General features: G+C 35.0%; 22 protein-coding genes. 21 read left to right on the top strand and 1 reads right to left on the bottom strand.

The window, feature by feature from the left end; genetic code table 11:
- The first annotated feature begins 189 nt into the window (after window positions 1–189).
- From ACQ4KW_RS15365 to ACQ4KW_RS15350, 4 genes are all read left to right on the top strand, one after another.
- Window positions 190–1,116, top strand: coding sequence for a dCTP deaminase domain-containing protein (locus ACQ4KW_RS15365; protein ID WP_430883370.1), 927 nt, complete (start codon window positions 190–192; stop codon window positions 1,114–1,116).
- On the top strand, window positions 1,116–1,544 hold the full coding sequence (gene dut / locus ACQ4KW_RS15360) for a dUTP diphosphatase (RefSeq protein WP_430883369.1): 429 nt from the start codon (window positions 1,116–1,118) through the stop codon (window positions 1,542–1,544). Before ACQ4KW_RS15365 ends, dut begins: the two co-directional genes overlap by 1 nt.
- A gap of 160 nt (window positions 1,545–1,704) precedes the next feature.
- A complete protein-coding gene (locus ACQ4KW_RS15355) occupies window positions 1,705–3,312 on the top strand; it encodes a hypothetical protein (protein ID WP_430883368.1) in 1,608 nt (535 codons plus the stop codon).
- Window positions 3,313–3,507: 195 nt separating this feature from the next.
- Window positions 3,508–4,134 (top strand): hypothetical protein, encoded by a 627-nt coding sequence (locus ACQ4KW_RS15350; RefSeq protein ID WP_430883367.1) that lies wholly within the window; start codon window positions 3,508–3,510, stop codon window positions 4,132–4,134.
- A gap of 1,305 nt (window positions 4,135–5,439) precedes the next feature.
- On the opposite strand, the gene ACQ4KW_RS15345 is transcribed toward ACQ4KW_RS15350, so the two are convergent.
- Window positions 5,440–6,438 carry a hypothetical protein gene (locus ACQ4KW_RS15345; protein ID WP_430883366.1) on the bottom strand — a complete coding sequence of 333 codons (999 nt, stop codon included), beginning with the start codon at window positions 6,436–6,438 and terminating at the stop codon, window positions 5,440–5,442.
- A 468-nt stretch (window positions 6,439–6,906) separates the two neighbouring features.
- Between ACQ4KW_RS15345 and ACQ4KW_RS15340 the strand changes: the two genes are divergently transcribed.
- From ACQ4KW_RS15340 to ACQ4KW_RS15260, 17 genes are all read left to right on the top strand, one after another.
- Window positions 6,907–7,122 (top strand): hypothetical protein, encoded by a 216-nt coding sequence (locus ACQ4KW_RS15340; protein ID WP_430883365.1) that lies wholly within the window; start codon window positions 6,907–6,909, stop codon window positions 7,120–7,122.
- 603 nt (window positions 7,123–7,725) lie between these two features.
- Complete coding sequence (locus ACQ4KW_RS15335; RefSeq protein WP_430883364.1) at window positions 7,726–9,381, top strand: hypothetical protein; 1,656 nt, start codon at window positions 7,726–7,728, stop codon at window positions 9,379–9,381.
- A 191-nt stretch (window positions 9,382–9,572) separates the two neighbouring features.
- Window positions 9,573–9,992, top strand: a complete 420-nt coding sequence (locus ACQ4KW_RS15330) for a hypothetical protein (protein WP_430883363.1) — start codon at window positions 9,573–9,575, stop codon at window positions 9,990–9,992.
- 172 nt (window positions 9,993–10,164) lie between these two features.
- On the top strand, window positions 10,165–10,659 hold the full coding sequence (locus tag ACQ4KW_RS15325; protein ID WP_430883362.1) for a hypothetical protein: 495 nt from the start codon (window positions 10,165–10,167) through the stop codon (window positions 10,657–10,659).
- Window positions 10,660–10,835: 176 nt separating this feature from the next.
- Window positions 10,836–11,300: a hypothetical protein gene (locus tag ACQ4KW_RS15320; RefSeq protein ID WP_430883361.1), complete on the top strand. Its 465-nt coding sequence runs from the start codon at window positions 10,836–10,838 to the stop codon at window positions 11,298–11,300.
- 990 nt (window positions 11,301–12,290) lie between these two features.
- Window positions 12,291–12,572, top strand: coding sequence for a hypothetical protein (locus ACQ4KW_RS15315; RefSeq protein ID WP_430883360.1), 282 nt, complete (start codon window positions 12,291–12,293; stop codon window positions 12,570–12,572).
- 171 nt (window positions 12,573–12,743) lie between these two features.
- Complete coding sequence (locus ACQ4KW_RS15310) at window positions 12,744–13,253, top strand: hypothetical protein (RefSeq protein WP_430883359.1); 510 nt, start codon at window positions 12,744–12,746, stop codon at window positions 13,251–13,253.
- Window positions 13,254–13,854: 601 nt separating this feature from the next.
- Complete coding sequence (locus tag ACQ4KW_RS15305; protein WP_430883358.1) at window positions 13,855–14,307, top strand: hypothetical protein; 453 nt, start codon at window positions 13,855–13,857, stop codon at window positions 14,305–14,307.
- Window positions 14,308–15,855: 1,548 nt separating this feature from the next.
- Complete coding sequence (locus ACQ4KW_RS15300; protein ID WP_430883357.1) at window positions 15,856–17,169, top strand: reverse transcriptase domain-containing protein; 1,314 nt, start codon at window positions 15,856–15,858, stop codon at window positions 17,167–17,169.
- A 186-nt stretch (window positions 17,170–17,355) separates the two neighbouring features.
- Window positions 17,356–17,886, top strand: a complete 531-nt coding sequence (locus tag ACQ4KW_RS15295) for a GNAT family N-acetyltransferase (RefSeq protein ID WP_430883356.1) — start codon at window positions 17,356–17,358, stop codon at window positions 17,884–17,886.
- A 446-nt stretch (window positions 17,887–18,332) separates the two neighbouring features.
- The gene (locus ACQ4KW_RS15290; RefSeq protein WP_430883355.1) at window positions 18,333–18,476 is read left to right on the top strand and encodes a hypothetical protein; all 144 of its coding nucleotides are present in this window, start codon (window positions 18,333–18,335) and stop codon (window positions 18,474–18,476) included.
- A 140-nt stretch (window positions 18,477–18,616) separates the two neighbouring features.
- Entirely contained in the window at window positions 18,617–19,135 is a 519-nt protein-coding gene (locus ACQ4KW_RS15285) for a hypothetical protein (RefSeq protein ID WP_430883354.1), read from the top strand.
- 1,314 nt (window positions 19,136–20,449) lie between these two features.
- Window positions 20,450–21,244: a hypothetical protein gene (locus ACQ4KW_RS15280; RefSeq protein WP_430883353.1), complete on the top strand. Its 795-nt coding sequence runs from the start codon at window positions 20,450–20,452 to the stop codon at window positions 21,242–21,244.
- A gap of 206 nt (window positions 21,245–21,450) precedes the next feature.
- Window positions 21,451–21,915, top strand: a complete 465-nt coding sequence (locus ACQ4KW_RS15275) for a hypothetical protein (RefSeq protein WP_430883352.1) — start codon at window positions 21,451–21,453, stop codon at window positions 21,913–21,915.
- Window positions 21,916–22,137: 222 nt separating this feature from the next.
- Window positions 22,138–23,076 carry a hypothetical protein gene (locus tag ACQ4KW_RS15270; RefSeq protein WP_430883351.1) on the top strand — a complete coding sequence of 313 codons (939 nt, stop codon included), beginning with the start codon at window positions 22,138–22,140 and terminating at the stop codon, window positions 23,074–23,076.
- Window positions 23,077–25,107: 2,031 nt separating this feature from the next.
- Window positions 25,108–25,449 (top strand): hypothetical protein, encoded by a 342-nt coding sequence (locus tag ACQ4KW_RS15265; RefSeq protein ID WP_430883350.1) that lies wholly within the window; start codon window positions 25,108–25,110, stop codon window positions 25,447–25,449.
- Window positions 25,450–25,660: 211 nt separating this feature from the next.
- Window positions 25,661–26,008 carry a hypothetical protein gene (locus tag ACQ4KW_RS15260; protein WP_430883349.1) on the top strand — a complete coding sequence of 116 codons (348 nt, stop codon included), beginning with the start codon at window positions 25,661–25,663 and terminating at the stop codon, window positions 26,006–26,008.
- Window positions 26,009–26,736: the final 728 nt, after the last annotated feature.

Genomic DNA, 26,736 nt, shown 5'->3' with positions numbered 1-26,736 from the left:
ACTCACGCAGATCATTATGTTGAAGTGGCTAGAAGTGTTGTAATTACTAGGCGAACGAGCGTGAACCGCGGGAACGTTAGCTGTCATTAGAAACCTAGAGTATACAAAAAATGTAGTTGGTTATAATCAATAAACATGGTAATATAAGGCATCAATAAATGAAATTATAATTGCAAAGGATGGTCGTAGATGTTAAGCAATATTGATATAAAAAACGAAATAGGTCGTAATTTACTTATATATCCATTAAAGGTTAGTAACATAAAAGGGAACTCTATTAATTTGACAGCTAGTTCATTGGCTTGGTGTGTTAAAGGTGGTATTATTACTGATGAAAGTTTTAAGGATTATACCATTCCAGAAGGGACAAAGAAGAATAGTGAGGTATTAACAGTAAAACCGAAAACATCAATAGTTTTCAAGAAAAAAGGTGGAAAAGAAGTAATAGTTATACCACCTCATGATACTGCATTAATAGAAACCGAAGAGGTCATTTCTGTCACTAACAAACTTGGAGGAACATATCATTCAAAAGTAGGTTTAGTATCAATAGGAATGGGTCATATTGGTACTACACTAGACCCCCAATATACTGGCCAATCTCTTGTTGCAGTACATAATCACACAAATGAAGCTGTAGAAATTGAGGTAGGTTCAACATTTGTGTCTTTAATATTGAACTATTTGAACTCAAAATCTACATATCCAGTTACTAATCAACATGGTCATGTAAAATTATTGAATAAAATTGGTATAAAGCTTACAGATGAAGAAAATGCTGAGTTAGAAAATGAATGGAAAGAGAAATGGGACTTACTTAGACCTGTAATGTTGGAGTCGCCTGAGTATATTAAGTTTGTGGAGAATAGAAAAAAGGAGAAGGAACGACCTGTCTATTTGAAGAAACAGTTTTTATTAAAGGTTATATTGCCAATGATTGGGGTGATTGCGTTTGCCCTAATTATCCCTTTTTTTTATGATAAGTTCTATATAAAAGATACAACATTGTCTACTTTCAAGTGGGTTAGAGATGTCGCTTTTTCGGGCGTCTTTGTATTTATATTAGGGCTAGTGGCTAATTATAGCTACATTAGATTTAAAGAGGAGAATGAATAATGAATCTTAAAATAGTTAAATTGAATGATAGAGCAATAATTCCTCAATATGCTCATGATGGTGATGCTGGCTTAGACCTATTTAGTATTGATGATCTTAGAATAGATCCTGGTAAGAGAGCACTTGTTAAAACAGGAATTGCTATTGAATTACCTGAAGGAACAGAAGCTCAAATTCGACCTCGAAGTGGCTTGGCATTGAAACATGGCATAACAGTACTTAACACTCCTGGAACAATCGATGAAGGTTATAGGGGTGAAATTGGAGTCATATTACTGAACACTAGTGATGTTGTGTTTGAGATCGAGCAAGGAATGAAGATAGCTCAAATGGTTATCAAGCCTGTTCTTAGAGTAAATATTGTTGAAGTTCAAAATCTTTCTTCCACTTCGAGAAATACTGGTGGCTTTGGTTCAACCGGTTTATAACAACAGCTAACATGTCAATTCCCAACACGCCCCTGAATTATACCAAATGGGGTGTGTTTTATTGCTATTTGAATGTTAAAATATAGAAGAATATATATAAAGTGGGGCGCGATCGGGAATTGCAGGAACGTTATAGGAAATATTTTAACTAGGAGTGTGTATGAACCAAGTATATGTACATATAAAGTTTAGTGAAGTATTTGGATTTGAATATACTAAGGAAATGCTTATATCAAAAATAAAGAAACTCAACTTGATGCCATATTTCGTGATTTTGTCCAAAATGTCATATACACCATGGGATAGTAGAGAGCTTGAAGAGCAATACCTTAAGCAATTGGAGTCTTATCATCCAGCGAAAAACTATTCGGCAAATGCTCAAGCATTATTAAAGGAAAATAGAATGTTGTTTGGCACTCAAGGTATAGAAACATTGTGGAAATGGTTCTTAAAGTATGGAGAGAAGTGCGATAATGTACGTGAAGTTGATGTCAATGGTATTCAATTTAACACTATAACTATGATATTAGCGGTTCAAGAATTTTTTGAAGCAAATCAAAAAGTAACACCCGATAATGCGATTCTTGAGTTTTATAGAAATATGAGGTTCAATTATTCTGCTGATTTCAGAAGTTTAGTGGCAAGATCATACTTCATGTTTTTTGAAAGTGGTATTAAAAAAGAGTTAGTGCAGACAAACGAGTATGTAGATGTTAATATGCGTTTTACAGAGTGCTATGGGTACAGTATAATGGATTATTTTTCGGTTGTACTATCGTTATTTTCTCATTATAACCCTACAAAGCGTGCTCTTGATAAACCATGGTTTTTAGATCGTGATAAGTATTATAATTCTTATGCATTAGAATCAACGGCAATGAAAGTTATGAGTAGTTTAACAATCGACTCTAATGTAAATGAGTGGCTTGAGGAAAGTTTAAGCAGGGATTATGGTGTTGAATACTTTTTTAGAAAGCCATTATATGAAGTGCTACCAAACAAGTTAATCCCGATTTCACGTGACCGACTAGGTGATCAATTGCATGATGGTTTCTTCTTCAAAATACAAGAATGTTTTAAGCCGAATATTGGCGAGTTTAATACATTCATGGGGCGTGCACTAGAGTACTATATTAATTGGATAGTTCGGGAAACATTTGAAATGTCTAAGAAGAAAAAGTACGAAATTATTAATGAATTCAAATTTAATAATGGTCAACTTAATTCACCAGACCTCATGATCAAATTAGGGGAGAATGTTTTGGTAGTTGAGGTGAAATTAAGAAGAATTGCATACTCGGGTATTGGAAAGGGGAATGACGATCATCTTATAAGATCATTTAGTGATATTTCAGTTAAGCCAATCAAACAAGCTATTAAATGTATTGAAAGAATTACAGAGTTGAATGCAGATGAGAGGTTAACTAATAAATGCAGATATTTTTTTATAACAGTATCTCCAGAGTCATTTCCTAAAGTTTTTGTTGGCGAGGATGAGTTTAAATTACTATATGAAAACGCGAACATAGATATAGCTGGAATTAACAACCTTGATATTGAAGAATTTGAGTGTTTAGTCGAATATATGTTCAGAGATAACTCAAAGTCGATATTTAGATTCTTAGAAAGAATAAATTCAAGTAAGAGTATGATATCTGTAAGGAATGATATGCTAACATCTGGTATAAGACCGAGAAGACCAAAGTTTGTAACTAAGTATACACAACAGACTTATGATAAAATCATAGATCATTTAAGAAAACGTTAAAATACTTCCTATAACACAGCAATTCCCAACAAATGCTATGCTGTTAAACGGTTTATGATTGTTTCGAAGTTCGAGTTGTTGAAACAGCTAGTGTTGTTAAAGAAGTGGGCATTCATCGGGAATTGTGGGAACGTTATGCACAAGTTTTAACAAAGTTAATGTGGATATATAGACTGAATATTGAATAGGAGTCATATGAAGTTTAAAAAAAGAATAGTATTTGATCAAAAGCTGGGTGAAGCAAATGTATATGTACCATGTGCAGAAACAAAACAACTAAGGTTTATGGACTCAAATGAGTATCATCGTGTTGTGTTAGGAAATGCGATAGGTTACTCGTTATTAAAAAATATATTTTTGATTGCATCAAAAGCAAAAAAAGTACCAGCGATATTTCATATTCAAGATAATTCCTTAACAAAAGAACGTTATATGAGCTGGTTCAAAGAGGCTAACTTTCAGCTTGATTTTGTAGTAATTAACAGGCAAACAACTCAAATTAAGCCCAAGCATATTAAAAAAATACTAAAAAATACAGCCAATAAAAAGAGTGAAATAGTTAATATAGAAGTCCCATTGATGGATGAAGATCTAAGGTGGTGGAATGTTGAAAATTGCTTAGATTTTAAAACATACAGCAAGTATATAATTTGCTCGGCAAATGAAGTCGGTTTTCAGTATCTTGCACATGAGGCAAGTAAGTTTCAATGTATAGAGGACTACGAAACGAACATGTGTGATGATCATAGTCATATTAATAGTTGTAACAGAAAAAACGAAGATGTAGCCGATTTTTGGTATTATTATGAATCAAAGCATTAGCGAAGTAGTATGTTAAAACCAGCGCATAACACAGCGGTGTCCCGCCATTCGCCCGGTGGTGAAGGAGTTTGGAATGTTCCACAGGGAAATGTTTATACAACATTGGTCGCGTTGCAATAAGTGGGCGAACGAGCGTGAACCGTGGGGACGTTAGTTGGCATTATCTACGTTTAAGTTTAAGCAGTTAGTTTAATTGGCACGCTAATATTGGTATGGACTGTACTTTAACGCCTCTGAATGGAGAGGTGGTAATGAATTTTGCATTAGAGCCTTGTTCTTTCAAACGAAACTCAGCGCTTTGAATACGTTTAGGAATTAATGTTTATCTGACTGCAATTCACTTAATAAGTAAGTGCTTGCAACGAAGTAATTTGGTATATGAGTTCATCGTATTCATTAATATAGACTGTAGGCTCCAAGGTTTTCGTCCTTCAAATTGCATCTAGGTTTGTTGGGCCTTCATATACATTTGGCTTTATACTCCGGCAATATTATTAACTTCAATTTCATTATTTAAGAGATTCGGCGGTCTATTATAATTTCTTGTTTTACTGTAGGCCTTACATCTAGCACCGAATGACTAGCTTTCTATATGCAACTTGAAAACGAAAATCGCCTTATACGAAAAGAGAGCAAGCCCTGGTCATCGTAGAGAACACTCAAAAGCAGCGCTGAATTCAGTTTGAACAAGCCTGGTTGTGAAGGTACAGATAATATCTTTAAATTAGAACGGCTGAAGTTAGTTTTGAATTTTACAGTGCCAATTATTTGTGACTTTCGGACACAGCTCCATATTTACTATGGGGTTGGTTTCTTGAAATGAATGCATTCTTAGGCTGGGTGTAAATCTTTAAATAGGTATAGGGTAATATTCCGCTGAGAAGTGTCCAAGACATTTACGTGCTAGGTATCTGAATGTAATTCGACATCTCATTAAATGAGTCTGTTGGTTTACTATACTTCAACACATCATACAGGCAACGCCATCTAACACAGCGGTGTCCCGCCATTCGCCTGGTGGTGACATAGTTAATAGTGTTATCAAGTTTACTGTTATGAACAAGCTAAAAGTGTTGACGTAAGTGGCAAACGAGCGTGAACCGTGGGAACGTTATATACAATTTTTCTCTTAGTTTAATATGATCACAAAGTTAAAACTGGCATCTCGCATTGACTATTACTTAAAATAAACTGTCATGTAATACTATTGAGATGATAAGTGATATCGTTTGCCTAGCTTCTTAAAATTATTGGTTGTATTTCTTGATTAGTTCGGCAAGAGAAAAGCTTATTTAATTTATTTGTCTAATAGTCTTCTGTAATTCTGAGAATCCTATCTATAGCAAGATCTCTATTACGGCGTGGTGGAAGTTTTCTTTTAGGAAGTTTCGAAAAAGCTGTTGCGCGGACATCTGAAGCAGTTCTTAGTCTTGATTTAGTTGAATGCTTTTTTTTAGAAACTTTTGCAGGGATTTGTCTGAGTCTACTATCGATGGTTGCATGTCGACGAGGTTTCATAGCAGATTTGTAACTCTTATTTCTATTTTTGAATACAGCTAATTTATCATCTACTTTGATGTCAGCAAATGAAGTGTTCTTTAGTTCTTGAATCAGTTTAAGATAAAGAGGTGGTAAATCAGCATAATTTGACGTTTTTATTGCTCTTTGAAGCCCGACAATCATGTGTCTTCCTGAATCTGCGGAATGTATGAATGGAAATACAGTTTTCAGTTCTTCAAGGTTTTCAAGATTGACCAAACCGTTGCTTGCGAGTTTAAGAACCGCATGCCATAGTTCCGAAGCGCCATCTGCACGCCATTGTTCTGCGACTCGAATTATTGAAATCAAAGTAGCAGCCGCTTGTCTTGGTATATCTTGAGAAAAAAAGGATAAATCATTATTTAGTAATGCAGTAGCAATATCGGAAGAGTTTTTACTTTGCAGGAACAACATATTAATTATGTTCAGATAACTAGTTCCATTAATAGATGTTGCACCTTGTAATGCTTCTAGTTCTTTAATATAAACACCAAAAGTTTTGTCACCATATGGAGAATGTGACATAGTTGCGTAACCAAATGGTGTTCTAATGTCAAAAGTTGTATCTTGAGGCATATCAGCAAAGGCATGTTGTCCGTCACTCACATCAAACGGACTTTGAATTTCAACACTTTTAGTATCAGAACTCTGTAAAGCTTTATAATGGTGCTTTACAGATTCCTGATCATCAGGTACGTGAGATGTATAGCTACTATCCATGTCGGTTTGTGTGCCAACCTCTTGTTTGAACGTAAAATCTTTCATTAGAAATTCTCCTTACAAAGCATCAGCGATATAATTGCCTTTAATTTAAACTAATAATAATGGATTAAAATAGAATACCCAAAACTCGTATAGAATATTGAACAAATTGTAGAACAAAAGCGAGAAAAACTATATATAACACGTCCATTCCCAACAGACGCCTTGTGGTTACAGAGTTTAGAGTTGTTGCGGAGCTCGTATTAATTAAGAATTCTATGCTTTGTAACCAGAAGGCGTCCATCGGGAATGGCGGGAACGTTATGTAAAAGCAGCTGGGAGGTATAAAGTGATCCGATGATAAGTTTACACGACAATGTAATTATGTCCTATTTAGTTGATTTAGAGAATAAATCAATTTTATTCAGAACATTATATAGAGAAGAAAATGAGCATGTAAATTTCAAATTCAATGGTGTTGTAGCACATAAGTTTGAACATGAAATCTCAGGTAGTATTATACTCGATGTAATGGAGTATAACATTTCAAAGTTCATTGATTCAAATTATGAGTTGATACTCAGTCAATCTGTTTATTGTTGGCCAATGAATTTCAATAATCTTGATGAACTGAGAAATAGACTAATAGAAGAAGAAATGAAGTATTTTGTGATAAGTTCGTCATATGGTCTAAACGGTTGGGTTGTTTCCAAAACTATGAATATTGAAAAGAAAAACGTAGATTAAGTATCTCGAATCTATAAAGTTTATGTGTTAGACATTCCCATCTGCCTATACATAACACAGCGGTGTCCCGCCATTCGCCCGGTGGTGACGGAGTTTTGGAATGTTCAGCAGGGAAATGTTTATACGACATTGGTCGCGTTGCAATAAGTGGGCAAACGAGCGTGAACCGTGGGAACGTTATGTAAAATTCAAGACCAAGTCTCAGCATAGAAGTATATTAAGGTAGTTGTGAACATAGAATTAGAGCATGGAGAGCTATGTCGAGTGTTCTTAATAGAATATTTTAATTGGAAAATGACTCTATTTAGTATTGTGGTAAACATGCATATCACTGTTATGAAAAGCAGAATTGAAAAATCAAAGATATTAGTGTGTTTTACTGGCGAGCAAAATCAGTTAGCGTGAGAATGATAATCTGGCCTTGAACAATACATAACACAGCGGTACCCGCCATGCGCCGAGTGAACAGAAATTTAGCTTTGAACAGGTGTTTCAGAATATTCCCGACATTCGCAAATATTGTGAAGATTCGAGCGCGCGACCGTGAACCGTGGGAACGTTATGTAAAATTAAAAACTTAAATAGCCTTAAAAGGAGAAACACATGTATAGGAAAATACTAATTATTATCATTACTTTCGTTACATTTAATACAGTTAGTTATGGAGCAGAAGGTTTGAATTTCGATGTACTGGTTGATATGGAAATACTAAATGAAGAAGACTATACACATAATTATGAGAAAATTTTATCACAGGCAGATGCCATTATACTATTATATGATGTATTAACAGATGAAGATTCAGTAGAAATAGAGTTAGATTCAGAAGCAAATCTCTATTCAGATAACACATTAAGTATTGCGATTGAGTATCTAGTTGATAAAGGTATATTAAATGATCGATTGATTAATAATGCAAAAGAAATGACAGAGTTTGAGTTTTCAATATATTTACTTAGATTACTTGGTACTTTTGACATAGTTGATGCAAATGATCATAGGAGAATAATAGGTGCAGGTTTGAAATATGAACTGTTTGATTCAAGTGTTTATCCTAAAGATCAGTCATTGAATTTCGATAGAGCAATTGATTTTGTATATAAAGCTCTTTCCTGTATAGATACTGAGGGGCAGTTAATCTTCAATAAGTATTTAAATAGTACTTCAAAAAAAGAAGAACGTATTAGTAAGACTTATGATTTCTGGCTAGATAATAATGAAAGCCATGCTGTATATAAACTTGATGGAAGGCATCTTTATTTAGAATATAAAAATACAGGAGAAAAGAAAAAAATAGTATTAGATCCCCATATAGATTTTAATTGGAATTATCCAGTTCTGGTTCATTTGACAGATAAATTTCTATATGTAAATGTAATTAACAAAAATATAAACGAATCAGATTACGAAATCTTATTGAGAATTCGACTAAGCGATTTAGAGTATGAGTACATTGAGAATATAGATTCTGTGGACATGATATTTGGGCGATATGCATATTCTTTAGATCCAATAACCGATGATTTTGATTATACGGTATATTTAAATCGATATGATCTTATAACCGGGAAGAAGGAAACTGTAGGAAGTGTATATGGGTACGCTAGCGCATCAAGCTTTACTATATCAAACGGGAAAATATATTTTACTGTATATGAACTTAACGCCGAAAAATATGGAACTAGTTACTTGGATATGGAGCACTTATACGAATATGATCCTTCCGCAAATACTTTAAGAAAATTAATGACTGGATTTAGTGTTGAAATAGTTCAAGGCAGTGAGGATATATATATAATATATTATGATCGAAAGTTATCACCTGAATATAATGATGATGAAACTCCAGTATGGAATGAAGTGGAGATGAGTCAATACTATAAGTTAATTAGATATGACAATAAAGACAATGAATATGAAACGCTCATGGAAAGTAAAATCATATATGATAAAGATAATTCTATAATTGGCAAACGAACATATGAACCTAATTATGTACTTGGTATAAATAATGGGTTTTTATACTCATCTCGAAGCGTCACAAACGAAGATATGTCGATTGATACAAAAATCGAAAGACTGGATTTGAACACATTGGAAGTAGTTGAATTAGAAACTTTTGTGGGAACTAATCATAATATAGAATATGCTGAACTGAAGGGAACATACCTAGGATGTACATATTACTCAAATGGGTATGCTGTAGAAAATCTATATATACTTCAGGATGATCACTTTCAACTTATTACAGTCAGGTAGTAATTGCGTTTTTAACTTCACATAACATGTCAATTCCCAAACATGCCCCGTTTTATACAAAATGGGGTTTTCATTATACAGCTAAATAATGGTAAAATAGTTAGTGTATAGAATGGGACTGGGGCTCGTCGGGAATTGCAGGAACGTTATGGTGCCATTTTTAGTTTAGTTTATGTTGAGAGGCAAATTTTATGAAAGTAATTAGAGTAATATTAATCATATGTTTAATTGTACTATCAGTATTTTATTATAATTATTCTGTTAAGGAGAGGCTTGTGGATATAGATTTTAAAGAGTTCAATAAAGAAGTATCATTTGCAAGTTTAGAAAATGAGGAATGGGTCTATGATCCAGAGAAGGTAGCATTAAAGTTTGCTGGTGAAATTGAAAATGGTGTAAGACGAAACGTAGATGTAGTTAAAGAGGACTCTGAAGCAACTATTACTATAATTGAAGATAATTATCAGGATGATTCAGTATATGGAGCTAAATACATCATCAAATTAATTCAAGATGTTGACGAGTCTTGGGTTATATCTAATGTAAAGTGGGGACAAAAATGCTGGCCTGATAGAGGGCATACGAATTATTCGTGTGAAAATTGTCATTAAGCCACTAAAAACAGCACATAACACAGCGGTGTCCCGCCATTCGCCTGGTGATGACATACTTTGTGACTTTACATAGCTTATGATTCTGAATAGCTGAAAGTATTGCAATAACAAGGCGAACGACCGTGAACCGTGGAAACGTTATGTAAGAGAATTTGCCTAGGAGAGAATAATGACTGAGTTTCGTGTTGAGATCGAAGTAGAAGAGAGTCCTGTCAGTAACACAGGTAGTGCCATATTTGTTACATTAGTTGCTGACGGTAAGAAAATGGAAGACATTCTTGATATTCATGAGTTTTATCGTTCGCTAAGTAATGAAGGTGTGTTTGAGTATTTCACCTGTACATGCGGAATATTTGGTTGTGGTGGATTTTATAGCAAAGTAAAACACACTGAAAGTGCTTACGTGCTCGAAAACTTATACGCTCCTGAAAATGACTTTGTTGAAGATGAAATGTTGGAGTCATTCACTTATGAAGTAAGTTGGAGCAATATCCTTGAAGTCGCTGAGGAAGTATATAAAAGTATAGAAGCATATTTTAGTAATAATGTTGGTGGGGAGCTAACGGTTGGTGTTGCCGGTGGATATTTGAAGCCATACTTATCTGAATTCAGAAATCAGACTGACACAGTTAAAGCTCAGAAGACGCCAAATACCCTCACATAACACAGCGGTGTCCCGCCATTCGCCCTGAGATTATTGAGTTTATGAGTGTTCCGCAGTGAAATGTTTATACGACATTGAACATGTTGCAATAAGTGGGCGAACGAGCGTGAACCGTGGGAACGTTAGTTGCCATTTTTCTCTGGTCATTGAATATATGCAAAGTATTGAGGTGAACAATGGATAGGATTGAACTAAGAAAAGTACTCTGCGAAGAAGAAGGATATGAAGTAGTAGAGATCATTATAAACAACAGAAAACTAACAGAAATTCTAAAAGAAGTAGAGAAACCATATGCTGAAGAGGAAGGTCATCCAGATTTGGCAGGAGGATATATTGGAATTACTCCAGAATATATTTTCTATCCCTCAGAACTCTTATTTGGGAATCCAGATCCTGCTCTTGTTTACACGGAGGGCAAAGTAACCGTACTAGACTGTCCATGTGGTTGCTATGGATGTTGGCCTTTCGAAGTAAAGATTAGCGTATTAGATGATACTGTAATTTGGAGTGAATTTGAACAACCACATCGAAGTATTGAAAAGTGGACATATGAAGGAATGAGCCCCTTTATTTTTAGTAGAGAACAGTATGAATCTGAATGGAGAAAATACGAAGTAGAAACCGAGAAAAACAGCATCTAACACAGCGACTCCCAACATGCCCCTTGAAATGACTGGGTTTGAAGTGTTCCGCGGTGTGTTATTTATGCGACGTTAATTAGATTGAAAAAGTGGGGGCACGATCGGGAGTCGTGGGAACGTTATGTAAAATTCAAGACCAAGTCTTAGCATAGAAGTATATTAAGCTAGTTGCGAACATAGAATTAGAGCATGGAGAGCAATGTCGAGTGTTTTTAATAGAATATTTTAATTGGAAAATGACTTTATTTAGAATTGTGGTCAACATGTATAACACAGTTTTGAAAAGTGAAATAAAAAAATCAAAGACGTTAGTGTGTTTTATTGGTGAGCAAAATCAGCTAGTGTGAGAATGATAATCTGGCCTTGAACAATACATAACACAGCGGTACCCGCCATGCGCCGAGTGAATAGAGTTTAACTTTGAACTGGGCTTTTAGAATATTCCCGACATCCACAAATATTGTTAAGATTCGAGCGCACGACCGTGAACCGTGGGAACGTTATGTAAAATTCAAGACCAAGTCTCAGCATAGAAGTATATTAAGCTAGTTGTGAACATAGAATTAGAGCATAGAGAGCTATGTCGAGTTTTCTGAATAGAATATTTTAATTGGAAAATGATTTTATTTAGAATTGTGGTCAACATGTATAACACAGTTTTGAAAAGTGAAATTAAAAAATCAAAGACGTTAGTGTGTTTTATTGGTGAGCAAAATCAGCTAGTGTGAGAATGATAATCTGGCCTTGAACAATACATAACACAGCGGTACCCGCCATGCGCCGAGTGAATAGAAATTTAGCTCTGAACAGGTGTTTTAGAATATTCCCGACATCCGTAAATGTTGTGAAGATTCGAGCGCACGACCGTGAACCGTGGGAACGTTATGTAAAATTTAATTCTAGTTTGTACTGAGAGGAAAATTTATGAATCATTTGGGATTATTCAGAATTATTATGATGATAGCTTTAGCATTCGTAGGAGGCAGAGCTTTGATTGAATTTATGTCTTTGCTGCTTAGAAAGCGACCTCTACTACGAAAGGGTCAAGAATTCAATGTGAGAAAAAGAGTTTTGCTTTACTACTTACTTATCTCATTTTTTAACTCAATTGTTTTATTTATTGTTGGGTATAACTATTACTTGGTTTATTCTATTGGTGAATATGGGACCTTTGTAAATGACCTAGTAATGATACTAATTATTCTTTTGATTCCGATTAATACAATTAGGAATAAGCTGGATACGAAGTATATTCTTCGTAGAACGAATTAAACTATACATAACACAGCGGTGTCCCGCCATTCGCCTTGTGGTGACGAAGTTAATGTTATTATGAAGTCTATTGCTGTTACTGAGCTAAAGGCGTTGAAATGACTGGCGAACGACCGTGAACCGTGGGAACGTTATAAAGACAGTAAATACTGAGTCTATGTAGGAGAGATCATGGATAATAATTTGAAGGATCGATTAGCTGAACTAAAGGAAGTTAGTAAATTCGAAGTCGCTAAAAAACAATTACTAGAGGAGTTTCGCACTTTGTATGGTGTTGAACTTGGTGATAAAGATCAAGTCAGTAACGATAAGTCTGTCAAAATTCATGATTTAGCATACAAAAAATTGGATTCCTCTGTTGTAACCAGTGTTAAGTTTAGATATACGCTAAAAGAAGAGGTTCAGAAGTGGTTTGATTCGGTTTTTTCAGAGTTTATTGAACTGTTCGATAGAAAAGTGATATTATATCCTGCTACTTTTAGATCTAAAGTATTGAGAACTAATCGTGAGTTCTATAATTTTCCTATTTCATTTTATAGGACTTTTGAAGAGTGCAAGGAAGTATTAGACGTTGTAATTCATCATTCATATATCGATGTTTTGATTGTAACTGAGGATTTAACTAAGGGAATCCTAATATATGAAGATGAGTATGAGTACGTTTTTATTCAACACTGGTAGCTGAGTTCGTGTAAATTCAAAGTTTGCTTATCAAACACGTATTTACCGTCTTATAACACAGCGGTGTCCCGCCATTCGCCTAGTGGAGACGGAGTTGATGATGAGAGAATACATGACTTTGAAATAGCTGAAAGTATTGCAACAGAAGGCGAACGACCGTGAACCGTGGGAACGTTATGTAAAATTCAAGACCAAGTCTCAGCATAGAAGTATATTAAGCTAGTTGTGAACATAGAATTAGAGCATGGAGAGCTATGTCGAGTGTTCTTAATAGAATATTTTAATTGGAAAATGATTTTATTTAGAATTGTGGTCAACATGTATAACACAGTTTTGAAAAGTGAAATAAAAAAATCAAAGACGTTAGTGTGTTTTATTGGTGAGCAAAATCAGCTAGTGTGAGAATGATAATCTGGCCTTGAACAATACATAACACAGCGGTACCCGCCATGCGCCGAGTGAATAGAAATTTAGCTCTGAACAGGTGTTTTAGAATATTCCCGACATCCGTAAATGTTGTGAATATTCGAGCGCACGACCGTGAACCGTGGGAACGTTATATGGAATAAGTTTCGAAGTTAATGATTTGAATGGAGAATATATGAAATTTAAACTACCTAAGTATACACAAGTGATTGAGTTTACTATATTTACGATTTTTATCTTTTTAACTATAAAAAATACTGACGAGTTGGGAGCAAAAATATTATCAGGTGTTGCTGTTCTTGTGTATGGCAAATTTCTATACAGGATTTGGATCAAAAAGGAGTATGAAATCAGTAGAAACATATTATGTATTTGTGATCGTAAAACTAAAGTGGAAATACCGATTAGTGCAATAAAAAGAATCAATAGACATCAAGTTCTAATTAGTAAATCGAACACATTCGTAGTAGGTAATACATTTCAATATTTCATTGAGTTCCAAGGTTGTGATTATGAGTTAGATGGTTCCTACAAAAATGAAAATGGAAAAAGCATAGTTGAAATTCTAACAAAGAAGTACAATAAGAAGTATTATGAAACAGCTGGTCGTCAGAAAGATCGAAACTGACACCATATAACACAACGGTGTCCCGCCATTCGCCTGGTGGTGACGAAGTTAAAGATTGTTCCGAAGTAAACTGGTGTGACGAAGCTGAAAGTGTTGCAATAGAAGGCGAACGAGCGTGAACCGTGGGAACGTTATAAGGCAGAAATGACTAGTCAGAGCGGTTATAGGCATGTGTGAGTAGAGTTAGCTTATCGCTACTTTTCGTTAAGTTTGCGGGATTGAATCACAGTGTATGGCCTTGAATAGAGTTTACCAGTAATCTGACAAGGTGTGGTTTTACAAAATGTCATTCACTAAATAAAATAAATTGCGATCTGAATTTTAGTAGAAACTTGTCACGATCATATAACGAAAAGAAGCTCAACTGCTTTGCTTGATCTAGGAAAAATTTTATGAGCTTGCTCAATATAAATTGTGTCATCAAGGGAATTGCTAGAACTGAGTCGCAAAGCAGCGTGAATAATAAAGCGAATGAAGAAAAAGGACGTCATTGTCCGCCATATAACAGAGCAGTTCCCAGCACTAAACCCAGTCACCCTTTTTGCGAGGGTGTTTTTAATGAAGTGTGTTGGAAGGAAATGGTGTAGAAAGCTAGAATAGTTAATGAGAAGAGCGCAAAAACGTCGCCAGGGACGCGCCGGGAACTGTCCGACGTTATATGGAATACCTCAACTAGTTAAGTAGAGAGGATGCTGCAGAAGGAGAAATTATGTCTACAGTAATATCACTTGCAATGAATGTGCGAAAAAGTAATGAAGTATTAATAGTTATGACTCTAATGCTTCTAGCTATGTTAACTGTGTTCGGACTAATTATCGCAATTACTGTGTTTAGGAAAAAAATTAATGAATTGACGCGAGGACTTATAATCAAAGGCATTGTTCTATTAATATTTGGAGGAATGGCAATGATGTCAATATACATACGTTGGTTTCTATTGTGATGTAGAAATTGTGAATGTATGTCAGACAGTACTTGGCTTCGAAAACGTTGAGTTACACCATATAACACAGCGGTGTCCCGCCATTCGCCCGGTGGTGACGGATATTTTGAATGTTCCGCAGGGAAATGTTTATACGACATTGCTCACGTTGCAATAAGTGGGCGAACGAACGTGAACCGTGGGAACGTTATGTACAATATTTGCCTCAGTTGTATTAAATTGCATAGATTTATGTTACAATAAATACAACCTCTCAGAGAGGAGCGAGCGGAGAGCCATATGCATGATCTAGTGTTATGCCAAGAAGATGACAAAACCTATCTTGGGAATGAGTCATCTAGGTAAGAGCTTACTTTTAATTGGTTATTCCGTGATTTAGCAGGGCATATGCCCTGCTATTTACATATGGAGGCAGTATGGAAAAATTACTAGAGTATTATATCGAGAAAGAAGCGATTAAGCTCAGAGATAGACATCATAGCTATCATAATGCTGTTCATCTTTAGTTTGAGAGAAACTTAAAGAGAATAGGAAATCCTAAGCCTAAAGAAATATTTATCCCTGAATCTTGGTCTGTAGACAAGAAACATAATCCTTTTTATGTATTGAAAAATAAAAAAGCGATTGCTAAATCTATTGCTAGTAAATTAGCTGATAACACTTATGAACCTAATGATCCATTTGTTAAGGAAATTCTTAAAAAGGGTGGTAAGGGGAAAAGAGTTATAACTGTATATCAAATTCCGGATGCAGCAGTTTCTAATTATTTATACAATAGGTTATTGGGGAAGAATAAACATAGATTCAGCTCTCTCGCCTATGCATATCGTGATGATAGAAATGCACATTTTGCAGTGCAAGATATATCTTTGGAGTTAAGCAAGTATTCAAGAGTTTTCATTTCAGAATTTGACTTCAAAGACTTTTTCGGTTCAATAAATCATGATTACCTTATGAGTCAGTTAAATGAAAATGGATTCTATGTAAGTGAATTTGAGAAGAACTTGATAAGAAGCTTCATTGGTATTAATAATAAAGGTATCCCTCAAGGAACTTCAATTAGTTTGTTTTTAGCAAATCTAGTTTGTTGGGAACTAGATAAAAGACTTGAAAATGAAGGTTTAAGATTTGCAAGATATGCAGATGACACAATAATTTGGTCAACTGATTATAGTAAAATAACTAAGTCGTTTGACATTATTGCTAATTTTTCGCAGGAAGCAAAAATAGATTTGAACCTAAGTAAATCAGATGGAATCAGCTTGTTAACAAAAGAAGGCATGCCATCTGAAATCTCTCAGACAAAAGAATCTTTTGATTTCTTAGGGTACAAATTATTCGTTGATAGAGTAGGGATTAAGGATCAATCGGTAAATAAAATTAAGCAACAAATAAGCTATTTACTTTATAGGAATCTTATCCAACCTCTTGATGGTAAGAACAGAGCAACTGTAATTGTGCCAAATGCTACTAATCATGATCCATCATTTGTGACTGCAATTATGCAGATTAGAAGGTATATGTATGGAAGTCTTGATGACCAGAAACTAGCCAGATTTATTGATGGGACTTATTCAAGTTTAGCTTTCAAAGGAGTAATGAGTTATTACCCACTTCTTACTGATATTGAGCAAATGAAGGAGCTTGATAGTTGGTTATATAACACATTATTGAATAGTCTTGAGTTAAGAAAAAAACTATTCTGGGACAAGAAAAAAATCGATGTTTCAGGTTTCTTCCCGTACAACTGCTCTAGAGAGAATTTTCTAATTACCTGTAGGAATAAGAAAGTTAATGGTAAAAAGCATAAAATTCAAATTCCGAGTTTCAAGAGAATTCATCTTGCAATGAAAAAAGGATTAATTGAGGTCGGGATAGAAAAAACAATGAATCCAAATGCAAGCCATTATGACTATTAACGTCAAATACTGTACATAACACAGCAGTTCCCAAAATGCCCCTTTGTTTATACGAAGTGGCATTTCTTATACTCGGTTTATGGTAAAATATAGTATGTGAATTATAAAAAGTGGGGCACTTCGGGAACTGTGGGAACGTTATGTAAAAGCAATTCGCTGGTCAATATGATCTGAAGAGGAGTAATTATGTTCAAAATATTGACAGTAGAAGATATAAATCATAATACAGTTGAACACTTGTTAAATTTTACTTATAAAGAGTCGATTCAAGAAATTTTGAAGGAATCATATTTAGAAGAATCAAATTCATGTAATTATGAAAATGCTGTCAATAAGCTGAGAGAAGATTACTATAGTTTTATTGATAATTACGTTCATTCCATAAACAGAAATCAATTGATAGCAGTATATGAGCATGAAGGAAAGTTTGTGAGTGCGCTTCGGGCAGTTGAAATGACAAATGGAATATGGCTTGAAGAAGCATTGGAAAGTGCTGTGGAATATCGAAATCAAGGATTTAGTACAAGACTACTTTATGGATTATTAGATTATCTAAAAACAACTAATGGAAAAATCCTTATTGCTAACATTGGTAAGTCTAATACTGAATCACGAAATCTACACAGAAAATTAGGATTTATTGAAACTGACAAGGTAGCATGTGACGAAGATGGTAATGAGTATTATAAGCAAATAAGATATGAGTATAGTATATAGATTAGGCATGAAACAACGCGAGTTGCCTATACATAACACAGCGGTGTCCCGCCATTCGCCCCGTTGATATTGAGTTTGTGAGTGTTTCGCAGTGAAATGTTTATACGATATTGCATGTGTCGCAATAAGAAGGCAAACGAGCGTGAACCGTGGGAACGTTATAAGGCAGAAATGTCTAGACAGAGTGGTTAGAGGCATGTGCGCTAAGAGTTAGTTTGTCGCTACTTTTCGTTAAGTTTGCGGGATTGCATCATACTGTATTGCGCTGAATAGATTTCACTAGTTATCTGACAAGGGGTAGTTTTACAAAATGTCATTCTCTAAATGAAATAAAATGTGATCTGAGTTTTAGTAGAAACATGTCACGATCATATAACGAAAAGAAGCTCAACTGCTTTGCTTGATCTGGGAAAATTTTATTGAGATTACTAAGTACAAATTGTGTCATGAACGGTATTGCTAGGACTGAGTCGCAAAGCAGCATGAATAATAAAGCTAGTGAAGAAAAAGACGACATTGTCCGCCATATAACAGAGCAGTTCCCAGCACTAAACCCTGTCACCCTTTTTGCGAGGGTATTTTTAATGTAGTTTGTTGGAAGGAAATGGTGTAGAAAGCTAGAATAGTTAATGAGAAGAGCGCAAAAATGTCGCCAGGGACGCGCCGGGAACTGTCCGACGTTAGGTGAAATTGTTTTACCTAAGTAAATATTGATCAAAATGAGGTTCGTATGAAGGCAGCAATAAATAATAAGTATGTCAATGTTCTTGTATCCATAATTTTGTTTTGTATTGGTTATTTGGTTGTATATAGTATTGCAAATCAAATTATCATGAAAATAGACTATGTATTTAAAGGATGGATAATTAATTTATCCAATTTTGTTGTAGCACTGGCGCTAATCTTAATATCTTTACTGACAAGTTTCTACTTCAGTCATAGTAAAGAAAAACAAAATAACAGTTTAATTAGAGTAGTAAGTAGTATGTTTTCAATTATGAGCCTATCTGCAATAGGGATTATTATTTTTATCTATATGTTTTTAGTGATATTTATGGATGGTTTTTTCATTCATGAAAACGAGATAGTAATCGATGATGAAGTATTAATAGCTAGAGTGCAGAGTGTAGGATTTCATCATACAGATGTTCAATTTTTCTTGGAAAGAGGGATTTTCATACTAGAAAAAGCAAATAAACCTATAGAGCGCTTAGATGGGAGCTTTAACTATTATGATTCTAAAAGGTAAAACAACTACACCTAACACAGCGGTGTCCCGCCATTCGCCTTGTTGTGACAGAGTTTTGGAATATTCCGCAGTGAAATGTTTATACGACACTGAATGCATTGAAATAGCTGGAGCGAACGAGCGTGAACCGTGGGAACGTTATATGAAACAATTGACTAGGTTACTGTTATTGAAGAGGTAATGATGAATACTGAAACAGTTGCACTAATATTAATATGTATTATTTCATTTGTGATTTTGGATAGGTTCATTGAGTATGAATTCTATAAATTTATTTGGTTGTATAAGTTTGTCTATTTGCCATTACTATTAGTAATTTTGTTTGCTGATTTTGTAGTAGGATCGATGTTTGGCAAATTTAACGGGATAAGTTTAATGTCAGGGATGTTGTTTCCTTTTAACTTCTTTCTAGTGTGGTTAGAAGCAAGAAAACCATCACGTTATAAGAACAGTCCTCATAATCCAAGAACCGCTGGAGTAGTATATTCGATGTTTATCGTACAGGGCATAATGCTTTTCTTTTCTGGTTACGGAGTGATCATGGAGTACGTAAAGTAAATCGTCAATTGAATCATATAACACAGCGGTGTCTCGCCATTCGCCTGGTGGAGACATAGTTAATGGTGTTATCAAGTTTGTTGTTATGAACAAGCTGAAAGTGTTGGCGTAAGTGGCGAACGAGCGTGAACCGTGGGAACGTTATATGAAATTTTCACTTTAAAAAACTATTTACATAATTAGTGATGTTTTGATAGTGTTTAACTCATAGAGGTGGAATGGACGCATGAGTTAAAATGGAGGAAATATGGTTCATAGTTAAGTTGTTTTAGAAGTAAGCAAGATTTAAAATGTGTTATGTGTATAGCTGCTTTGTAATTAAAGGAGGTAATGTTTATTCCATCCATTGAATCCCATAGGAGGTACAATGGTGAATATGCAAAAAAATCTAGAAACATTAATAAATTTGTTATTGGAAGGATTAGACTATAAAAGTATAGTTCTATTAGTCATAATCATGCAAATTAAGCGTTTCGAAATTGTTTTAACTGTATATAAAATGAAGTTAAAGTTGGATTTGAAGTTTAAATATAAATGTTAATACTTTTTAATGAAGACTATGTGATGCAGCGTTCAAACTCCATATAACACGACAATTACCAACATGTCCCTTTGAGAAATCAGAGGGGTTGTTTCATAGAGTTATATGGTAAAATATAACTAATGAGCAACGATAAGAAGGGGCACATCGGTAATTGCGGGAACGTTATGTAAAATATCTAGCATTAGTTCATAAATATATCAGTCGAGGTGGATATGAAAATAAAAACTCTATTAATAATTGTTGCGATCATTTGTAGTGGTTGCAGTTTTACTGACAAGCAGGAGACAATTCATGTTAGTAGCAAAACTCAGCATCACAATTTGAGTTGGGAAGGAACCTATCAATTAGAAGATGACTCCTATGTGGGAACCGGTTATATCGAAATAGATTTTAGCGATGAGAACGTATTTTCTTATGACCTTAGTATCCGTACATCTGATTTCAAGCTTAATGAGGAAGGTTTTGGAGAGCTAGGAAATCTAAATGATGCGAGTGACAAACTTAGAGGAATTGAGTTTGATCTTTCGAATGAACAGTTAACTTTACAAGTAACTAATGAGAGGCACTTTGAGTTTATAAAGACAAGTAATCTAACAGAAGAGGATTTTGTTTTATCAAATGGCTTACATAAGGATATGAGCCATATCGAATTTATGAGTCTATTTGATTATAAGAAAGATATTGAGTTCGATCTTGATGGCTATAATGTTGAATCAGGAATGCCGGTTTTCGCCAGCATAAAACATGGGGAAATGGAGGTAGAATTTCAAGCAGATCCTGAGGAATTATCAAATTCAACAGTCTATGGATTTGCAATAACTGATGAGAATGTAAAAACGCATAGAGGCATAAGTATTGGTGATTCAAAGGAGCTATTGTTAGAGTTATATGGTGAGCCAGAGTATATAGGTGAGAGTTATTATGGATTCGCATCGGGTCCATTTTTCATTGAATTTGAGATAGTCGATAACTGCGTTAAAACCATACTATATTGGCATGAATTATAGGTTTAGTAAATATTCCGAAATGCTAGAAACTTTACATAACACAGCGGTGTCCCGCCATTCGCCCTTTAGAAATTGTGGTTGTGAGTGTTTTGCGGTGAAATGTTTATACGACACTAATGTGTTGCAACAAGAGGGCGAACGATCGTGAACCGTGGGAACGTTATACGAGATTTCTCACTTAGTTAGTGAAAGGACTTTGATCAATAATGAGATCAATACAGATTAAATGGAAAACTCGGTTTGCTTCAATACGGTTATTTTTATTAATCGCTATTATATTAGTTGGTTGTAGTAAAGGTAATTGGAAATATGAAGAATGGATTGAGTTTGAAAGTAGTGTAATGGAGAGATACGATTTTATTGACAGTATCGACTTTTATGGTAACAGTCCAACACTATTTATCAATTATAATTTGAATAGAAATATCGAAGGTGAGATTGTTGAGCAAATATTTGAAGAGTCAAAGGCGTTTTTACTTAACGAAGAGGTGTTAAATGAATTAGCTCAATATCATCACGAAAAATATGGTGGAACATTGATTGAGTTGAGTATTAGTTTAAAGTGTGAGAAAGACAATGAAGTAACGTATCATTGTTTCACATCATATGCTGAAACTACAGATGAGTTATCAGAAAACACGTTTGTAGAATGGACTTATGAGAATAATTAAGAAATATTTTAATAAGCAACGATAATGTTAGGTAAATAGAAAGGGATTAATACATCGTTCAAAACCACGTATAACACAGCGGTACCCGCCATTCGCCTGATGGTGACAAAGTTAATGCTATTACAAAGTTTTATACTTGGGACAAATCTGAAAGTGTTGGTATAACAGGCGAACAGCGTGAACCGTGGGAACGTTATATATCATTTAATTCGGAGGTAATGTATGAATAAAGTTTTCATTGAGAAACTAGTTTCGATAAACGAATTCTCATTAAATTATTATATTGCGGATATAAGCATTGGCCTTGAAAATAATCTGTGGGTATTGCTTCAGAAGAAGAAAACACCAACATCTGATCCAAAGTATGATTATAGAAATCTTGAAGACTCATATATATTATATTCGATCAAGAATGGTGTCATGGAAAAGTATTTTGCTATTGAAAATTACAAGGTGGACTTTCATTTCGTTAGAGAAATTGACCAGGAACAAATATTACTTGCATCTGCTCGTTGTCAGTATTTTAGTGAGAGCAATATTGAGAAGAATGCAATAATCTTTTCAAAAAGTGGAGTTGTCAAAAATACACTGACACTTGGAGATGGTATACAAGACATTAAAGTTAGTAAGAACAAGGAATTATGGACAAGTTATTTTGATGAAGGTGTATTTGGTAATTATGGCTGGGAAGTTCCGCTTGGACAAAGTGGATTAAGATGTTGGACGTTAAACGGTGACACAGTTTATGATTATGAATCCGTTGATTATGATCACTCAATATCAGATTGCTATGCAATGAATATAGATAGTCAAGAGAATGTGTGGTTCTATTTCTATACTGAGTTCTATTTAGGAAAGTACTCAAATGGTACTCTCAATTATTATTCAATAGATGTTGGGGGAGCAAGTGTTCTAGCTATTGATAATCAATGGCTTGTTACTGATGCAGGATATTCAAACAGAAACTTGCTTTTACTTCACGAAATAAGAAATGACAGAGTAATAAAGACTTGTGAGTTTGAACTTTTAGATAGGATAACGGGTGAATCATTAGAAATAAGTAATGTTCAGTTCTTCAAAGATATAATTGCATTCATTTCTCAACAGAATGTTTATATGATAAACGTTAGGGAGCTAAAAACCGAATTAAACGACATATAACACAGCGGTGTCCCGCCATTCGCCTGTTGGTGACAGACTTTGTGATCATGCGAAATTTGTGCTTCGAAATAGCTGAAAGTATTGCAATAGAAGGCGAACGAGCGTGAACCGTGGGAACGTTATGTAAAATTCAAGACCAAGTCTCAGCCTAGAAGTTTATTAAGCTAGTTTTGAAAATAGAATTAGAGCATGGAGAGCTATGTCGAGTGTTCTTAATAGAATATTATAATTGGAAAATGACCTAATTTAGCATTGTGATAAACATGTATAACATAATTTGAAAAGTAGAATTGAAAAATCAAAGATATTAGTGTGTATTACTGGCGAGCAAAATCAGTTAGCGTGAAAATGATAATCTGGCCTTGAACAATACATAACACAGCGGTACCCGCCATGCGCCGAGTGAATAGAAGTTTAGCTTTGAATAGGTGTTTTAGAATATTCCCGACATCAACAAATATTGTGATGATTCGAGCGCACGAGCGTGAACCGTGGGAACGTTATAAGGCAGAAATGACTGGTCAGAGCGGTTAGAGACATGTGTGTTAAGAATTAGCTTATCGCTACTTTTCGTTAAGTTTACGGGATTTTATCAGAGTTTATAGCCTTGAATAGAGTTCACCAGTAATCTGACAGGGTGTGGTTTTGCAAAATGTCATTCGCTAAATTAAACAAATTAGGGTCTGAATTTTAGTAGAAACATGTCACGATCATATAACGAAAAGAAGCTCAACTGCTTTGCTTGATCGGGGAAATTTTTAATGTGGTCTCTAAGTACAATTTATGTCCTCAACGGTATTGCTAGAACTGAGTCGCAAAGCAGCATGGTTAATAAAGCGAATGAATAAAAGGACGTCATTGTCCGCCATATAACAGAGCAGTTCCCAGCACTAAACCCAGTCACCCTTTTTGCGAGGGTTCTTTTTATGTGGCGTGATGGAAGGAAATGGTGAATGAAGCTAGAATAGTTAATAGTGCGAGTGCAAAAAAGTCGCCAGGGACGCGCCGGGAACTGTCCAGGCGTTAGTTGGCATTATCCACGTTCAAGTTTAAGCAGTTAGTTTAATTGGCACGCTAATGTTGGTATGGGCTGTGCATTAACGCCTCCCTATGGTTATGGGTTCATTATTTTGCATTAGAGCCTTGTTCTTTCAAACGAAACTCAGCGCTTTGAATACGTTGAGAGGGTAATGTTTATACTGACTGCATTTCACTTAATAAGCAAGTGCTTGCAATGAACTAAGTTGGTATATGAGTTCATGGTACTCATTAATATAGACTGAAGGCTCCAAGGTTTTCGTCATTCAAATTGCATCTAAGTTTGTTGGGCCTTCATATACATTTGATTTTATACTTCGGCCATATTGTTAGCTTCAACTTCATTATTTAAGAGATTTGGCGGTCCATTATAATTTCTTGTTTAACTGTAGGCCTTACATCTAGCACCGAATAACTAGTTTTCAATATGCAACTTGAAATCGAAAATCGCCTTATACGAAAAGAGAGCAAGCACTGGTCATCGTAGAGAACACTCAAAAGCAGCGCTGAATTCAGTTTGAACAAGCCTAGTTGTAAGTGTTGCAGATAATGCTTTTTAATTAGAACGGCTGAAGTTAGTTTTGAATTTTACAGTGTCAATTATCTGTGCTTTGAGTACACAGCTCCATATTTACTTTTGGGGTTGGTTTCCTTGAATGAAAGTATTTTTAGACTTGGCGCATTGCATTAAATAGGAAGTGGTAATATTCCGCTGAGAAGTGTCCAAGACATTTACGTGCTAGGTATCTGAATGTAATTCGACATCTCATTAAATGAGTCTGTTGGTTTACTATATTTCAATACATCATTTAGGCAACGCCATCTAACACAGTGGTTCCAGACATTCCCCTCGTATTATACGAAATGGGGAATTTTTAATTGGTCTCTTATGTTAAAATATAGAAGAGTATAGAAAAAGTGGGGAACGATCTTGAACCATGGGAACGTTAGGTAAAATATAGCCTCAGGTTAGGGATTAGAAAGAGTGATCAAATGGGACTTAGCACTAAGAAATCTAAAATAGTGAAGCTTGATGAGCTAGAATACAAATGGTTAGTATCGACTGGTTCCAAAATTAACTTGTTATTAATTGAAGCCAATGATAATAGGAAAAGTATTTTGGAAGTTGAATTTGAGTCAGACATTGATCGCTATTGGGTGGAGTTTCCAGAGGTGGATGACCTGAATAGATTTGTTGTTAAGCCTTACCATGTAAAGAGGATTATCAAAATGGCAGAGAAATTAGGATGGAAACATCAATATTGTCATCGCATAAAGTGCAAAAGTACATTTAAAGAAGACGAATTGACAGAGTTGGTACCGAGTAACTGGTAGTGGCGTATCGGCTATACTATACCTAACACAGCGGTGTCCCGCCATTCGCCCTGCGGATACTAAGTTCATGAGTGTTCCTCAGTGAAATGTTTATATGACGTTGAAAGTATTGCAATAAGTGGGCGAACGACCGTGAACCGTGGAAACGTTATGTGGAATTTTAGCACTAGTTTTTTTAATGTGAAATGTTTAGCGTAGAAGGAGAGTAAATATGCTTAGACCAGATGAAACGGATCTTTTGGCATTTTTTGAGTCTGTTCCTGAAAGTCCAGACGAAGAACATATTCCATTTGAATATAAAGAATCGAGCTATAGATTTGAACACAAAAATGGAAATACCGTACTGTTCACTATTCTTCCAGCTTATGATGAAGTTGCTATTGATTTAGACTCTGAGCATATAAATTTAAGCCTACGATTAGAAAATGTTGAGGAAATAGTAATCGTTTCTGATAAGAAAGATAATGCTCAGATTAACTTTGATAGTAAGTTTAGTTTTACCACACTACACTTGAAGCCTGAAATAAAACTGGTGCATAAAGAGGAACGAGATTTATAGTTAATGTTGGGACCAACATTATGTAATTTGCGACGTACTAAAACACCACATAACACAGCGGTGTCCCGCCATTCGCCTGGTGGTGACATAGTAAATACTATTACTAAGTTTTACGCTGTGACATAGCTGAAGGTATTGAACAACTGGGCGAACGAGCGTGAACCATGGGAACGTTATGTAAAATTCAAGACCAAGTCTCAGCATAGAAGTATATTAAGCTAGTTGTGAACATAGAATTAGAGCATGGAGAGCTATGTCGAGTGTTCTTAATAGAATATTTTAATTGGAAAATGACTTTATTTAGCATTGTGGTAAACATGCATATCACTGTTATGAAAAGTAGAATTGAAAAATCAAAGATATTAGTGTGTTTTACTGGCGAGCAAAATCAGTTAGCGTGAGAATGATAATCTGGCCTTGAACAATACATAACACAGCGGTACCCGCCATGCGCCGAGTGAATAGAAATTTAGCTTTGAACAGGTGTTTTAGAATATTCCCAACATCCGCAAATGTTGTGAAGATTCGAGCGCACGAGCGTGAACCGTGGGAACGTTAGTTGGCATTATCCACGTTCAAGTTTAAGCAGTTAGTTTAATTGGCACGCTAATGTTGGTATGGGCTGTGCATTAACGCCTCCCTATGGTTATGGGTTCATTATTTTGCATTAGAGCCTTGTTCTTTCAAACGAAACTCAGCGCTTTGAATACGTTGAGAGAGTAATGTTT

It is taken from the genome of Tianxiuia mixotrophica (assembly GCF_050596425.1).
GTDB lineage: Bacteria > Bacillota > Clostridia > Peptostreptococcales > Acidaminobacteraceae.
Note: the sequence above shows the minus strand (reverse complement) of the source record. Positions and strands in the feature narration are given on the sequence as shown.